At 73.0% G+C, this 14,512-nt stretch carries 11 protein-coding genes and 1 pseudogene; 5 read left to right on the top strand and 7 right to left on the bottom strand.

Annotated elements, in window-relative coordinates; translation table 11 throughout:
• Positions 1-7: 7 nt before the first annotated feature.
• Complete coding sequence (locus ACFOY6_RS04705; RefSeq protein ID WP_379649228.1) at positions 8-970, bottom strand: hypothetical protein; 963 nt, start codon at positions 968-970, stop codon at positions 8-10.
• Between ACFOY6_RS04705 and ACFOY6_RS04700 the strand changes: the two genes are divergently transcribed.
• Genes ACFOY6_RS04700 through ACFOY6_RS04690 form a run of 3 tightly spaced genes read left to right on the top strand, consistent with a single transcriptional unit; the run spans position 948 to position 4,635 of the window.
• The gene (locus tag ACFOY6_RS04700) at positions 948-1,520 is read left to right on the top strand and encodes a pentapeptide repeat-containing protein (protein ID WP_181378018.1); all 573 of its coding nucleotides are present in this window, start codon (positions 948-950) and stop codon (positions 1,518-1,520) included. The two genes, ACFOY6_RS04705 and ACFOY6_RS04700, sit on opposite strands and share 23 nt — an antisense overlap.
• Entirely contained in the window at positions 1,517-3,748 is a 2,232-nt protein-coding gene (locus tag ACFOY6_RS04695; RefSeq protein WP_109516094.1) for an ATP-dependent helicase, read from the top strand. The genes ACFOY6_RS04700 and ACFOY6_RS04695 overlap by 4 nt, the downstream gene beginning before the upstream one ends.
• Positions 3,748-4,635, top strand: coding sequence for a 50S ribosomal protein L11 methyltransferase (locus ACFOY6_RS04690; protein ID WP_379649225.1), 888 nt, complete (start codon positions 3,748-3,750; stop codon positions 4,633-4,635). The genes ACFOY6_RS04695 and ACFOY6_RS04690 overlap by 1 nt, the downstream gene beginning before the upstream one ends.
• Positions 4,636-4,785: 150 nt before the next feature.
• Here the strand turns inward: ACFOY6_RS04690 and ACFOY6_RS04685 are convergent, their stop codons facing one another.
• A complete protein-coding gene (locus tag ACFOY6_RS04685; RefSeq protein ID WP_219929698.1) occupies positions 4,786-5,121 on the bottom strand; it encodes a DUF1127 domain-containing protein in 336 nt (111 codons plus the stop codon).
• A 179-nt stretch (positions 5,122-5,300) separates the two neighbouring features.
• Here ACFOY6_RS04685 and ACFOY6_RS04680 point away from each other — a divergent pair, with 179 nt between their 5' ends.
• Positions 5,301-7,094, top strand: a complete 1,794-nt coding sequence (locus ACFOY6_RS04680) for an aminopeptidase P family protein (protein ID WP_379649223.1) — start codon at positions 5,301-5,303, stop codon at positions 7,092-7,094.
• A complete protein-coding gene (locus tag ACFOY6_RS04675; RefSeq protein WP_146201836.1) occupies positions 7,064-7,939 on the top strand; it encodes a lipase family protein in 876 nt (291 codons plus the stop codon). The genes ACFOY6_RS04680 and ACFOY6_RS04675 overlap by 31 nt, the downstream gene beginning before the upstream one ends.
• A 67-nt stretch (positions 7,940-8,006) precedes the next feature.
• Here the strand turns inward: ACFOY6_RS04675 and ligA are convergent, their stop codons facing one another.
• The 5 genes and pseudogenes from ligA to ACFOY6_RS04650 form a co-directional block, all read right to left on the bottom strand.
• Positions 8,007-10,178 (bottom strand): NAD-dependent DNA ligase LigA, encoded by a 2,172-nt coding sequence (gene ligA / locus ACFOY6_RS04670; protein WP_379649220.1) that lies wholly within the window; start codon positions 10,176-10,178, stop codon positions 8,007-8,009.
• Positions 10,179-10,269: 91 nt separating this feature from the next.
• Positions 10,270-11,940: a DNA repair protein RecN gene (gene recN / locus ACFOY6_RS04665; protein ID WP_379649218.1), complete on the bottom strand. Its 1,671-nt coding sequence runs from the start codon at positions 11,938-11,940 to the stop codon at positions 10,270-10,272.
• A 37-nt stretch (positions 11,941-11,977) separates the two neighbouring features.
• Entirely contained in the window at positions 11,978-12,823 is an 846-nt protein-coding gene (locus ACFOY6_RS04660) for an outer membrane protein assembly factor BamD (protein WP_379633453.1), read from the bottom strand.
• Positions 12,824-12,878: 55 nt separating this feature from the next.
• A complete protein-coding gene (gene lpxC / locus ACFOY6_RS04655) occupies positions 12,879-13,817 on the bottom strand; it encodes a UDP-3-O-acyl-N-acetylglucosamine deacetylase (RefSeq protein WP_379649216.1) in 939 nt (312 codons plus the stop codon).
• Between the two features lie 245 nt (positions 13,818-14,062).
• Positions 14,063-14,512: pseudogene (locus ACFOY6_RS04650) on the bottom strand (hypothetical protein); the annotation flags it as partial.

Genomic DNA, 14,512 nt, shown 5'->3' with positions numbered 1-14,512 from the left:
GGGGCCTTCAGCCCCGCCGCGCCAGCCGGGCATAGACCGGCTTCAGCAGGAAGGGGCTGAGGAAGAGCGGGAACTGGCAGAGCACGAAGAACAGCAGGATGCGCGGCTCCGTGCTCGCCGGCATCACCGCCAGGTAGAGCGCCATGTTGCGGTTGCCCGAGAGCAGCCCGGCGGAGAGCGAGAGGCGCCGCCCCGCGGGGCGGAAGACCAGCGCCGTGGCCAGGTTCAGGCCGAGGCAGCCGGCGAAGGCCAGGGCCACGCCGCCCAGCACCAGCCCCGGCTCGGCCAGCAGCAGCGCCAGCACCCCATCCATCACGCCGAAGCCGTAGAGCACCACCAGCAGCACCACCGCGCCATCCACCGCGCCGCCCCAGCGGGCGAGGCGCGCCGGGCCGGCCATCTGCCGGATGGCCAGCGAGACCACCAGCGGCAGCCCCACCACCAGCGCCAGCCGCGCCATCAGCCCGGCCACGGTGATGGAGAGGTCGATGCCCAGCAGCCCCAGCGCCAGCGGCGGCGCGGTGAAGGGCACCAGCAGGGTGGAGAGCAGCGAGGCCACCAGCGCCACCTCCCCATCCAGCCCCACCAGCCGGGCGAAGGCGGGGGAGGAGGTGGCGGCGCAGCCGGTGGCGACGATGACCAGCCCCGCGCCCATCGGCCCGTCCAGCCCCACCGCCTGGGTCACGGCGAAGGCCAGCAGCGGGCAGCCCAGCAGCAGCCAGGCCAGCAGCGCCGCCACCAGCAGCGGCCGCCGCAGATAGGCCAGCACCTGCACCGGATCGACCCGCAGCAGCACCAGCGTCATCAGCAGCGCCACGATCGGCGTCACCGCCTCGCGCAGGGCGGCGGCGAGCGGCGGGATGAGCAGGCCGGCGAAGATGCTCACCGCCAGCAGCACGCCACCTTGCCGTGCGGACCATTCCAGGGCGCGGATCGGCAGGCTGAGAATGGCGGTGACTCCTCCCGGCAAGCGGCCGGAGGTTGGCCGCGTTCGTGACCCGTTCTATATCCAGCCTGTGCCCTCGCCAATCCTGCCCCTCCTCGCCCTTCCCCTGCTCCTGCTGCTGGGCGCCGCCCCGGCCGCGGCGGCCTGCACGGACGCCCCCGCGCCCGGGGTGGACTGGCGACGCTGCCTGCAGGACGGGCAGGACCTGCACGGCGTGGACCTGACCGGCGCCGTGCTGCGCGACGCCAGCTTCGCCCGGGCCCGTCTGGGGCAGGCGAAGCTGGTCAAGGCGGATGCGCCCTCCGCCCGCTTCACCTCGGCCGATGCCACAGGAGCCGACTTCTCCGGCGCCGTGCTGCGCGGCGCCGAGTTCACCCGCGCCCGGCTGGCCGGCGCCCGCTTCGTGCGGGCCGACCTGCGCGGCGCCCGCTTCTTCCGCGCCGACCTGACCGATGCCGACCTGACCGGGGCGGAGCTGTCGGGCGCCGACCTGGGCACCGCCACGCTGGACGGCGCGCTCTGGGTCGATGGCGCCCGGCGCTGCGCCGCCGGCTCCGTGGGGTTCTGCCAATGACGACGATGCCCGCCTCCGCCGCCGCCGCCGACTACCTGGCCCGGCTGAACCCCGAGCAGCGCGCCGCCGTGGAGACGGTGGACGGGCCGCTCCTGGTGCTGGCCGGCGCCGGCACCGGCAAGACGCGGGTGCTGACCACCCGCTTCGCCCATATCCTGATGACGCGGCGGGCCTTCCCCAGCCAGGTGCTGGCCGTCACCTTCACCAACAAGGCGGCGCGCGAGATGCGCGAGCGCGTCTCCGCCATCCTCGGCCAGCCGGCGGAGGGGCTGTGGCTCGGCACCTTCCACGCCCTCTGCGCCCGCATGCTGCGCCGCCATGCCGAGCTGGTGGGGCTCGACAGCAACTTCACCATCCTCGACACGGACGACCAGATGCGCCTGCTGAAGCAGGTGATGGACGCCGCCGGGGTGGACCAGAAGCGTTGGCCGCCGCAGGGGCTGATGGCCGTCATCCAGCGCTGGAAGGACCGCGGCTGCACCCCGGCCCGCATCACCCCGGCCGAGGATTCGGACTTCGCCAACAACCGCGCCCGCAGCCTCTACGCCGCCTACCAGGAACGGCTGCGGCAGGTGAACGCCACCGATTTCGGCGACCTGATGCTGCATGTGGTGGAGATCCTGCGCACCCACCCGGACGTGCTGGCCGACTACCACCGCCGCTTCCGCTACATCCTGGTGGACGAGTACCAGGACACCAACCTGGTGCAGTATCTCTGGCTGCGCCTGCTGGCCCAGCGGGAGGACCCTTCGCAGCGCAACATCTGCTGCGTGGGCGATGACGACCAGTCGATCTATTCCTGGCGCGGCGCCGAGATCGAGAACATCCTCCGCTTCGAGAAGGATTTCCCGGGCGCCACCATCGTGCGCCTCGAATCCAACTACCGCTCCACCACCCCCATCCTGGGCGCCGCCGCCGGGCTGATCGCCCGCAACAGCGGCCGCCTGGGCAAGACGCTGCGGCCGGGGCGGGAGGATTCGCGGGGCGAGAAGGTGCGCGTCGTCTCGCTGTGGGATTCGGAGGAGGAGGCCCGCATGGTGGGCGGCCGCATCGAGGCCGCGCGGCGGGAGGGGCACAACCTCGCCGAGATCGCCATCCTGGTCCGCACCGGCTCGCAGACCCGCGCCTTCGAGGAGCGGCTGATCACGCTCGGCATCCCCTACCGCGTGGTGGGCGGGCTGAAATTCTACGAGCGGGCCGAGATCCGCGACGCCATGGCCTATCTGCGCGTGCTGCAGCAGCCGGCGGACGACCTCGCCTTCGAGCGTATCGTCAACACCCCCAAGCGTGGGCTGGGCGACACGGCGCTGCGCGCCATGCACCAGCTCGCCCGCGCCGAGGGGGTGCCGCTGCTGGTGGCGGCGGACCGGATGACGGCGATGGGCGCGCTGCGCCCGAAGCCGCGCCAGGCGCTGCGCGAGCTGCTGGAAGGCTTCGCCCGCTGGCGCGAGGGGCTGGGGCGGGAGGGGCATGTGGTGGTGGCCGCCACCCTGCTGGAGGAATCCGGCTACACGGAGATGTGGAAGCAGGACAAGTCGCCCGAGGCGCCCGGGCGGCTCGAGAACCTGAAGGAGCTGATCCGGGCGCTCGGCGAGTTCGAGACGCTCGCCGGCTTCCTCGAGCACGTGTCGCTGGTGATGGAGAGCGACCAAGCCCCCGAGGCCGAGCGGGTCAGCCTGATGACGCTGCACGCCGCCAAGGGGCTGGAGTTCGACACGGTGTTCCTCCCCGGCTGGGAGGAGGGGCTGTTCCCGCACCAGCGCTCGCTGGACGAGAGCGGCGACAAGGGGCTCGAGGAGGAGCGGCGCCTCGCCTATGTCGGCATCACCCGGGCGCGGAAACGCTGCATCATCAGCCATGCCGCCAACCGCCGGCTCTATGCCAACTGGAGCAGCGCCATCCCCAGTCGCTTCCTGGAGGAGCTGCCGCCCGAGCATATCGAGCAGGAGGGCGGCGCGCGGGCCGAGCGCAGCCGCATGATGGCGGCGCCCTCGGTGTTCTCCGGCCAGTTCCCGCTGGTGGCGCGCAAGCCACGCATCATCGAGGCCGGCGCCTGGGAGGTCTCTGAGCGGCCGGCGAAGAATGCCGCCATCCCGCCCGGCACGCGGGTTTTTCACCAGAAATTCGGCTATGGGCGTGTCGTGAGCACCGACGACAACAAGCTGGACGTCGAATTCGACAAGGCGGGGCGGAAGCGCGTGCTCGACAGCTTCGTGGAAAAGGCCTGATGAACCGCCGCCATCCCCAGACCCTGGAAACCCTGACCATCGACGGCCTGCCGGAAGAGGCGGTGCCGCATTTCGAGGCGGCGCTGCAGACCGTCTGCCCCACCGTGGGCTACTTCAAGGACGACCCGACCGACACCTGGGGCCTGGAGGCGGTGCGCGAGACCGGCGTGGGCGACGAGGAGCTGCTGCCCGCCCTGGTGCTGGCCTCGGCGCTCTCCGGCATCGAGATGCCCGAGCTGAAGCGCGCGCCGGTGGAGGCGGAGGGCTGGCTGGCCCGCACCGTGCAGGCCTTCCCCGAGCAGGAGATCGGCGCCCGCGTGCTGATCCGGCCCAGCCACGTGCCCAACCCCGTCACCTATGGCCGCACCGTGCTGCGGCTGGATGCCGGCCTCGCCTTCGGCTCCGGCGAGCATGGCTCGACGCGCGGCTGCCTGATTGGCTTCGAGGGCATGGCGCACCGCCGGCCGCGCCGCATCCTCGACCTTGGCACCGGCTCGGGCATCCTGGCCATGGCCGCGGCCAAGCGGTTGCACCGCAAGGTGCTGGCCACCGATATCGAGCCCTGGAGCGTGCGCATCGCCGCCGAGAACGCGCGGATGAACGGGCTGCGCAACCTGCTGGAGGCCAGGCTGGCCGATGGCTGGCGCCACCGCGGCGTGCGCGCCGGCACCTACGACCTGGTCTTCGCCAACATCCTGGCCCGGCCGCTCTGCGCCATGGCCAAGAGCCTGTCGGACCATCTGGCGCCGGGCGGCACCGCCATCCTGGCCGGGCTGCTGGGCACGCAGGTGCGGATGGTGCTGGCCGCGCACCGCCGCGCCGGCATGGTGCTGGAGCGGCGCATCGACCAGGGCGCCTGGTCGGCCCTGGTGCTGCGCAAGCGCTGAAAATGGAACCGCCCCGCATCTGGGGGGATGCGGGGCGGTTCTGGTCGGGAGCGGCACCGGGGGGAGGGGGGGAGGAAGCGCCGTTCCCTTAGTCTCTGGTGCAACAACTCCGGCCCGAGGCCGGAGTTGCTGTGCCGCGTGCGGATTTTTTCAGGCAGCGCTGCGGCTGTTGGCCGGCGCGTTGGCGGCGCGGCTGGCCTGGGCCTCGAAGTCGCCGTCGAACACGCGGCTGATCTCGCCACGGCTCAGCCCGATGTCGGACAGTTCGCGGTCGGTCATCAGGGACAGCTCGTTCTGCACGCGGCGGCGCTGCGGATATTCCACCACGGCGCGGTAGGCCCTGGTCAGCGCCTTGCGGATCCAAAGGCCGATCGCCTCATCCCGCGCACGCATCGCCGCGAGAGCGACGGAGCGCGCCTCGTCCATGTTGAAGGCGGCGGCGGGGATGGCGGAGTCAAACTCCGGCTTGGTGATGCGGGGTTCCATTGTCTAGCGTTCCAGTTGCGCGCCGGGGTGGTCCGCAGGACTGGCTCTTGCCGTCGACCGCCCGCCCCTGGTGCGATGAGCAGGATGTAATCTTGTGCAGGCGCGAAGACGAGCGCGACAAGCGAAGCTGAGCCATGCGCAGGACGCATTGATACCTGTGGAAATATGTTCTTAACGGGATGCTAACCGAAGTGACACACGCCGAACGCCTCGCCGCCCTTCGCGCCGAGCTTGCCCGCAGCGGGGTGGATGGCCTGCTGATTCCCCGCAGCGACGAATACCTGGGCGAATACGTGCCCCCCAGCGGCGAGCGGCTGGCCTGGGTCACCGGCTTCACCGGCAGCGCCGGCATGGCCATCGTGCTGGCGGAGCGCGCCGCGCTCTTCGTCGATGGCCGCTACACCACCCAGGCGCGGCAGCAGGCCGACACCACCCTGTGGGAGCAGCGCCACCTCACCGAGCAGCCGCCGCAGGATTGGCTGGCCGAGCACGCCGCCGGCCTGCGCATCGGCTACGACCCCTGGCTGCACCCGCAATCGGTGCTGGACAGGCTGGCCCCCTCGGGCGCCGTGCTGGTGCCGCTGGCGGCCAATCCGGTCGATGCCGTGTGGCGGGACCGCCCGGCGCCGCCCGCCGCGCCCGCCGTGCCGCACCCGCTTGCCTATGCCGGCCGCGATTCGGCCGAGAAGCGCGCCGAGGCCGCCGCCACCCTGCGCGCCGCCGGCGAGGATGCCGCGGTGCTGGCCGACCCGCATTCCCTGGCCTGGCTGCTGAACCTGCGCGGCGGCGATCTGGAGCACACGCCGCTGGCCCTGGGCTTCGCCCTGCTGCACGCCGATGCGCGGGTGGAGCTGTTCATGGAGCCGGCCAAGCTCTCCGAGGCGGTGCGGGTGCATCTGGGCAACGCGGTGGCGGCGCATCCGCCGGCGGCGCTGGCCGAGGCGCTGGCCAGGCTCGGCGGCAAGGCGGTGCGGATCGACCCCGACGCCACGCCCGTCTGGTTCGCCGCCACGCTGCGCGAGGCCGGCGCCACGCTGCGCCCGGGCGAGGACCCCTGCCGCCTGCCGCGCGCCTGCAAGAACCCGGTGGAGCAGGAGGGCGCCCGCGCCGCCCACAAGCGCGACGCCGCGGCGATGGCGCGCTTCCTCGCCTGGTTCGCCCGCCACGCGCCCCAGGGCGGCGAGACGGAAATGAGCGCCGCCGGGCGCCTCCTGGCCTTCCGGCGGGCGCAGCCGCTGTTCCGCGCCGAGAGCTTCCCCGCCATCTCGGGGGCGGGCGAGCATGGCGCCATCGTCCACTACCGCGCCACGCCGGAGAGCGACCGCCCGATCCACCCCGGCGAGTGCTACCTGATCGACAGCGGCGGCCAGTACACGGACGGCACCACCGACATCACCCGCACCCTGTGGACCGGCCCCCGCGAGGGCGGCCCCACCCCCCCGGCCGACCTCGTGGAGCGCTACACCCGCGTGCTGCGCGGCCACATCGCACTGGCCACGCTGCGCTTCCCGCAGGGCGTGGCCGGGCCGCATATCGACGCGGTGGCGCGCGCGCCGCTCTGGCAGGCGGGGCTGGATTTCGACCATGGCACCGGCCATGGCATCGGCAGCTTCCTCTCGGTGCATGAGGGGCCGGTCAGCATCAGCCGGGCGGCGCGGACGGTGCCGCTGCGGCCGGGCATGATCCTGTCCGACGAGCCGGGTTTCTACCAGCCGGGCGCCTATGGTATCCGCATCGAGAACCTGCTGCTGACCCGCGCGGCCGAGGCCCGCCCCGGCCAGACGCGGCCCTTCCTGGAGTTCGAGACCCTGACCCTGGTGCCTTATGAGCGCCGTCTGATCGATCGCGCGCTGCTCACCCCGGCCGAGCATGCCTGGGTGGATGCCTACCATGGCCGCGTGCTGGCCGAGATCGGCGGCGCGGTGGAAGCCGATGTGGCGGAATGGCTGCAGTGGGCCTGCGCGCCGCTCTGACCGCCCGGCTGCGCCGCCCCATCCCCGCCGCGCCCTTTGCCGAGCCGATGCTGCCCCTCCTGGCGGGGCAGCGCGTGCTGCTGGTCTATGGCCTGATGGGGGAGGGGGCGGCGCGGCTGGCGCCGCTCGGCATGGACTACATGGGCACGCAGCTGCGCTGGCTGCTGGCGCAGGGCGCCCGCGCCCGCGTGGTGAAGCTGCCCACCACCGCGCCCATCGCGCCCAATGCCGCGCGGCTGGCCGAGGCCATCCTGGCCGAGCCGGAGCCCTGCCTGCTGGTGGCGCACAGCAAGGGCGGGCTGGAGGCGCTGGCGGCGCTGCTGGAGCCTGCCGTGGCGGCGCGCTGCGCCGGGCTGCTGGCGCTGCACGCGCCTTTCCACGGCTCGCCGGTGGCCGATGCGCTGCTGGCCCGCCCCCGCCTGCACCGCGGCCTGGCGGCGCTGGTGCGGGCGCTGCGCATGGGCGGCGGCGCCGGCCTGCCGGACCTCTCCACCGAGGGCCGCGCCGCCTGGATGGCGGCCCATGCCGCGCGGGTGGCCGAGATCACCGCCAGCCTGCCGGTGCTCTGCGTCGGCAGCTACCTGGAGCGTGACGCGGTGGGGCCGGACCGCCGCTACCTGCCCATGGTCCGCTTCATGATGCGGCGCGGCGCCGGCCCGAATGACGGCTTCGTCTCCGTGGCCTCGGCGCTGCTGCCCGGTGCCCGCCACCGGGTCATCCGCGGCGGCCACCGGGCTTCCGTCTCGCAGGGCCTGGGCCGCGACCCGCTGGGCGTGCTGCACGAGGGGCTGGCGGAATTGCTGGCGGCCCGCATGAGCGAGCGCGCCCTCAGCCTGCGTCACTGAGGGCGGGGTCCGGGGAGACACTGTCTCCCCGGCGGAGGAGTCAGGGGAGGCGGCGCCTCCCCTGTGCTTATCCCAGCCCGGCGAGTTCCCGCCACTCGGCCTCTGTGAGCGTCCGCAGCCCCAGCTCGGCCGCCTTCTTGGCCTTCGACCCGGCTTCCGCCCCCACCACGACGAAATCGGTCTTCTTCGAGACGCTCTTGGTCACCTTGGCGCCCAGCCGCTCGGCCACCGCCTCCGCCTCGTCGCGCGAGGTCTTTTCCAGCGTCCCGGTAAAGACGATGACCTTCCCCGCGAAGGGGCTGTCGCTGGCGGAGAAATCCTCCGCATCGGCGGGCGCCACCTCGCGGGCGAGGTCGTCCAGCGCGTCGCGGTTGTGGCGCTCGGCGAAGAACTCGGCCAGCTCGGTGGCGATGGCCGGGCCGATGCCCTGGATCGAGCCCAGCTCCTCCCGCGCCTCGGAGCCCACGGTGGTGGCCGCCACCATCTTCTCCCGCCAGACGGCGAAGCTCTGGTAGTGCCGCGCCAGCAGCTTGGCGTTCTGCTCGCCGATGCGGCGTATGCCGAGGGCGAAGATGAACCGCTCCAGCGGCGCGTTGCGCCGGGATTCGATGGCGGCGAGCAGGTTGGCCACCTTCCTCGTGCCGGCCGCGCCCTTGGCGGAGCGGCCCCAGCCCTCCCAGCCGCGCATCCGCTCGGCATGCGGGGCCAGGCGGAACAGGTCGGCGGGGCTCTTCACCAGCCCCTCCTCGTGCAGCCTGAGGATGTTCTCCTCGCCCAGCCCCTCGATATCCATGGCGTTGCGGCTGACGAAATGCTTGAGCCGCTCCACCGTCTGGGCCGGGCAGACCAGCCCGCCGGTGCAGCGCCGCACCACCTCGCCCTCCGGCCGCACGGCGTGGCTGCCGCAGGCGGGGCAATGGGTCAGGGGGCGCCACGGCCCGGCGGCCTCCACCTCCGGCGGCCGCTTCTCCGCCACCACGCCGACGATCTGCGGGATCACGTCGCCGGCGCGCTGGAGGATGACGGTGTCGCCCACCCGCACATCCTTGCGGGCGATCTCGTCCTCGTTGTGCAGGGTGGCGTGCTGCACCATGACGCCGCCGACATTGACCGGCTGCATCACCGCGCGCGGCGTCAGCGCCCCCGTGCGGCCGACCTGGATCTGGATCTCGAGCAGCACCGTCTCGGCCCGCTCCGCCGGGAACTTCCAGGCGATGGCCCAGCGCGGCGCGCGGCCGACGAAGCCGAGCCGCGCCTGCCAGTCCAGCCGGTCCAGCTTGTAGACCACGCCGTCGATGTCATAGGCGAGGCCGGCGCGCTCCGCCGTCATCTCCGCCTGGAAGGCCTCGGCGGCGGTTTCGTCCGGCAGGGTGCGGGAGAGGGGGTTCACCCGGAAGCCCCAGGCCTCGAGCTGCTTCAGGTAGCCGGCATGGGTCTCGGCCACCGGGCTGCTCGACTCGCCCTGGGCATAGGCGAAGAGCTTCAGCGGCCGTCGCGCCGTGACCTCGGGGTTGAGCTGGCGCAGGCTGCCCGCCGCCGCGTTGCGCGGGTTGACCGGGATGCGGACCGCCTCGCCCACCTTCTCGCCGCGCTCGCGCCGCTGCTCGCGCTCCTCGTGCAGCCGCGTCTGCTCGGCATGGAAGGCCAGGAAGTCGGCCTTGGTCATGAACACCTCGCCGCGGATCTCGATCGAGTCCGGGAAGGGGGCGGGCAGGTGGCGCGGCAGCTCGTCCAGCGTCTCCAGGTTGCGGGTGATGTCCTCGCCCACCGTGCCGTCGCCGCGCGTGGCGCCGCGGACGAAGACGCCGTTCTCGTAGAGCAGGTTGACCGAGAGCCCGTCGATCTTCGGCTCGGCCACGAAGCGCAGCGTCTCCTCCGGCGGCAGCTTCAGGAAGCGCCGGATGCTTTTCGCGAACTCGGCGAAGTCCTCGGGGGAGAAGGCGTTGTCCAGGCTCAGCATCGGCGTGCCGTGGCGGGACTTGGCGAAGCCCGCCGCCGGCGCCGCGCCGGGGGACGCCTCGCTCGGGCTGTCGGCCCGCTTCAGGGCGGGGAAGCGGCGCTCGATGGCGGCGTTGCGGCGGCGCAGCGCGTCGTACTCCGCGTCGGTCATCACCGGCGCGTCGTTCTGGTGATAGGCGATGTCGGCGGTCTCGATCGCCTCGGCCAGGGCGGCGAGTTCCTCGGCCGCCTGGGCCTCGGTCAGGTCGTCGACGGGAATCGGGCGGAGCGGCGCGGTCATGGCATGTCCGTTAACGCGGCGGGGAGAGAAAAACAAAAAGGCCGGGGGAAGGAATTCCCCCGGACCCCCATCTTTTTTCTGCCAGTCGGCGTCAGCGCAGCAGGCTGTCGGCGGCGGCGCGGGCGGCTTCGGTGATGGTCTCGCCGGCCAGCATGCGGGCCAGCTCCTCGCGGCGCGCCTGCGCGTCGAGCGGCTCCACCCGGGTCTCGGCGCGGTCGGCCCGCACGCCCTTGGAGACGCGCCAGTGCTGCGTGCCGCGCGCCGCCACCTGCGGGCTGTGCGTCACCACCAGCACCTGCAGGCGCTCGGCCACGCGCGCCAGGCGCTCGCCCACCGCCGCCGCCGTGGCGCCGCCGATGCCGCTGTCCACCTCGTCGAACACCAGGGTCGGCACGGGCGAGCCACGCGCCAGCACCACCTTCAGCGCCAGCATCAGGCGGGACAGCTCGCCACCCGAGGCGATCTTGTCGAGCTGCCCCGGCTTCTGGCCGGGGTTGGTGGAGACCAGGAAGGTGACGCGGTCCTGCCCGTCGGCCGCCCAGGCGCGCTCCTCGCGGGGCGCGATCTCGATATGCAGCCGGGCGCGATCCAGCTTCAGCGGCGCCAGCTCCTGCGCCACCGCCTTCTCCAGTTCGCGGGCGGCCTTGGCGCGGGCGGCGGACAGCGCCCCGGCGCGGCGGACATAGCCGGCACGCGCCGCGGCGGCGGCCTGCTCCAGCGCGGCGGCGCGCTCGGCCCCGGCATCCAGCGCCGAGAGGCGGGCTGCGAGGTCCTGCAACAGCTGCGGCAGCTCCACCACCGCCACCATGTGCTTGCGGGCGGCGGCGCGCAGCGCGAAGAGCCGCTCCTCCACCTGCTCCAGCCGGCGCGGGTCGGGGCCGAGATCGGCGCCGAGGCGCTCCAGCAGGCTCTCCGCCTCGGCCAGCGAATCCTGTGCCTGGCCCAGCGCGGCGAGGATCGGTGACGCCTCCTCGTTTGGCGGCGGCAGGCGCTCCAGCGCGCCGGCGGCGTGGCGCAGCGCGCCGGCCGGGCCGGCGCTGCCGCGGCCGTCGCGCGGCTGCAACTCGGAGAGGGCGGCGGCCACGGCCTCGGCCCGGCGCTCGCCCTGCTGCATGGCCTGGCGCTCATTGGCCAGGGCGTCTTCCTCGCCCTCGGCCGGCCCGAGCAGGGAGAGCTCCTCCACCGCGTGGCGCAGCCATTCCTCGTCGCGCTGCGCCTGGGCGATGGCCTCCTGCGCCTCGCGCAGGGCGCGCTCGGCCTGCCGCCAGGCGCGGTAGGCCTCGCCGACGCCGGTGCGGTCCGGCTCCAGCCCGCCGAAGGCGTCGAGCAGGGCGGCGTGGGTGGCGGGGTCGGCGAGGCCGACCTGGTCGTGCTGACCCTGCACCTCGACGAGCAGCGCGCCGAGCCGGCGCAGCAGCGCCACACCCACCGGCTGGTCGTTGACGAAGGCGCGGGAGCGGCCATCGGCCTGCACCACGCGGCGCAGCACCAGATCCTCCTCCACCTCGATTCCCTGCTCCACCAGCAGGGCATTCGCGGGGTGGTCGGGGGGGAGGTGGAAGCAGGCGGCGACCGAGGCCTGGGCCTGCCCGCCGCGCACCATGCCAGCCTCGGCGCGCTGGCCGAGCGCCAAGCCCAGGCTGTCCAGCAGGATGGACTTGCCGGCACCGGTCTCGCCGGTCAGCACGGTGAGGCCGGCGCCGAGCGACAGGTCCAGCCGGTCGATCAGCACCACGTCGCGGATGGCGAGCGAGTTCAGCATGGCGGGGCCTTGGCCGCGGCGTTCCCGGCCCGCCGGCTCAGAACACCGAGTTCCAGGCGCGGCGGAGGATGCCCGGCCGGTCCTGCGCCGCCGGTTGCGCGCCATCCACCAGCAGGGCGTAGGAATCCTGGTACCACGGGTTGCCGGGGTAGTTGTGGCCGAGCACGCTGGCGGTGCGCCGCGCCTCCTCGGTGAGGCCGAGGGCGAGATAGATCTCGGTCAGGCGGTGCAGCGCCTCGGGCGTGTGGTTGGTGGTCTGGAACTCCTCCACCACGCGCCGAAAGCGGCCGATGGCGGCGGAATACAGCCCGCGGGACTGGTAGAAGCGGCCGATGTTCATCTCCCGCCCGGCGAGATGGTCGCGGGCGAGGTCCATCTTCAGCCGCGCATCGCGGGCATAGGAGCTTTCGGGGAAGCGGTTGATCACTTCCTGGAGCTGCGCCATGGCGATCTCGGTGCCACGCTGGTCGCGCTCGGCATCGACGATCTGCTCATAGTAGGAGAGCGCGCGCAGATAGTAGGCATAGGCGATGTCGCGGTGCGCGGGGTGCAGCTGGATGAAGCGGTCCAGCGCGCCGATCGCCTCGGTGTAGCGGTTCCGCATGTAGTCGGAATAGGCCGACATCAGCTTCGCGCTGGTGGCCCAGGTCGAGTAGGGATGCTCCCGCTCCACCGTATCGAAATATTCGATGGCCTGGACGTAGCGTTCCTGGCGCAGCGATTCGATGCCGGCGGCATACAGGGACTCCGGCGTCTGCTCGGCCAGCGGGGCACGAGGGCGCAGGGAGGTGTCTTTGCCATCCCACTGGGAGCAGGCGCCCGCCAGCAGCGGGGCGGCCAGGATCAGGGAGAGGCGGAGAGTCCGGTTCAGACGGGTGCGCATGGCGTCCGCTCTATATCATGCGCCCCCGCCAAGACGAAGGGGCCCTCTGGCCGGATCAGGCGGCGACCGGCTCGGCTTCCGGAACGCGCGTGGCTGCGGGCTCGGTGGCGGGCAGCAGCGGCGCGTCCTTCCAGCGCCAGGCGCTGGCATCGGCGAACAGGGCGCGCAGCAGCCGGTTGTTCAGCGCGTGGCCGGAGCGGCTGCCGCTGAAGCGGGCCGAGAGCGGCGCGCTGGCCAGGGCGAGGTCGCCCACCACGTCCAGCAGCTTGTGGCGCACGCATTCATCGGCATGGCGCAGCCCGCCCGGGTTCAGCACCAGCGGACCGTCGACCACCACGGCATTGGCCAGGCTGCCGCCCTGCGCCAGACCCATGGCGCGCAGCCGCGCCACGTCCTCGGCCATGGTGAAGGTGCGGGCATCGGCCAGCACGCCGCGGAAGGAGGCTTCCGTCACGCGCAGGGAAAGGCTCTGGTGGCCAATCGCGGTGGAGGGGAAGTCGATCTCCAGCGATGCCTCGAAGCCCGGCGTGGCGGTGGGGTGCAGCGCCACCCACGGGGCGGCCGGGCCTTCGCCATCCTGCACGCGCACCGTCTTCAGCACCTCGATCGTGCTGCGCGGCATGGCGCTGGTGGCGATGCCGGCGCAGTCGATGAGGAACAGGAAGGGGGAGGCGGAGCCGTCGAGGATCGGCACCTCGGGGCCATCCACCTCGACCACCACGTCGTCGATGCCGCTGGCCGCCAGCGCGGCCATCACGTGCTCGATAGTGCCGAGTCGCGCCTGCGGCTGGCCGGGCAGGGCAATGGCCGTGCACAGGCGGGTGTCGAACACCAGGTCGTAGCGCGCGGGGATGTCGAGGCCGAGATCGGTGCGGCGGAAGACGATGCCGGTGCCGATGGGCGCGGGGCGCAGGGTCAGCGCGGCGCGGCGGCCCGAGTGCAGGCCGATGCCGACGCACCCGATGGGCGCCTTCAGCGTCCTGCGTCGTTCCATGCCCACTGCGAGGAAACCGTCCATCATTGCCCCTGGCCATTCCTGGATCGGCGGAGGCGGCCCTGCGGCCGTTCCGCCTGACCGTTACATGGCATTTGCGGCGGGGCATCGCGAGTCAACGCTTGTTTCCGTTTATTTCAGGTTAGCTTAGGCAGATAAGTCTTTGATTTAAAACGGTTGGTGCGAAGCAAAAAGCCCCACAACCTGCGTTGCGGGGCTGGTTCGTTACCGGGCTCGTCCGGCGTTCAGTTGTTCTGGCGGCGCAGGAAGGTCGGGATGTCGAGGCCCATCTCCTCGCCCTGCGGCGCCGGCTGCGGGGCGGGTGCCGCAGCAGGGCGCGGCGCGGCAGGCTGCGCCGGGGCCGCGGCCACCGGGCGCGGAGCGGGGGCCGGCGCCGCGTCGCCCTCGGCCGAGAGGTTGCGGCGCATCAGGCCGGTGGCGCGGCGGAACAGGTTGAAGCCGCCGCCGCTGGCCGGAGGCGCGGAGACCGGCGGCGGCGCCATCGGGCGCGGCGCCGCGGCCTGGCGCGCCGCGGCATCCGGGTGCTGCGCCAGCGGGGCCGGCATGTCCTCGGGCGAGGGCGCCTCCGGCGCGGCCTCGTAGGCCACCGGCTGCGGGGCGGGCGCCAGTTGCTGCGCCGTGGCGGCGCCGGTGACCATGGCGGGCGCCATGCCGGCCGGGCGGCGCGGCGCGGC

Origin of the sequence: Teichococcus aestuarii, assembly GCF_042651065.1 — a bacterium.
Taxonomy (GTDB): Bacteria; Pseudomonadota; Alphaproteobacteria; order Acetobacterales; family Acetobacteraceae; genus Pseudoroseomonas; species Pseudoroseomonas aestuarii.
Note: the sequence above shows the minus strand (reverse complement) of the source record. Positions and strands in the feature narration are given on the sequence as shown.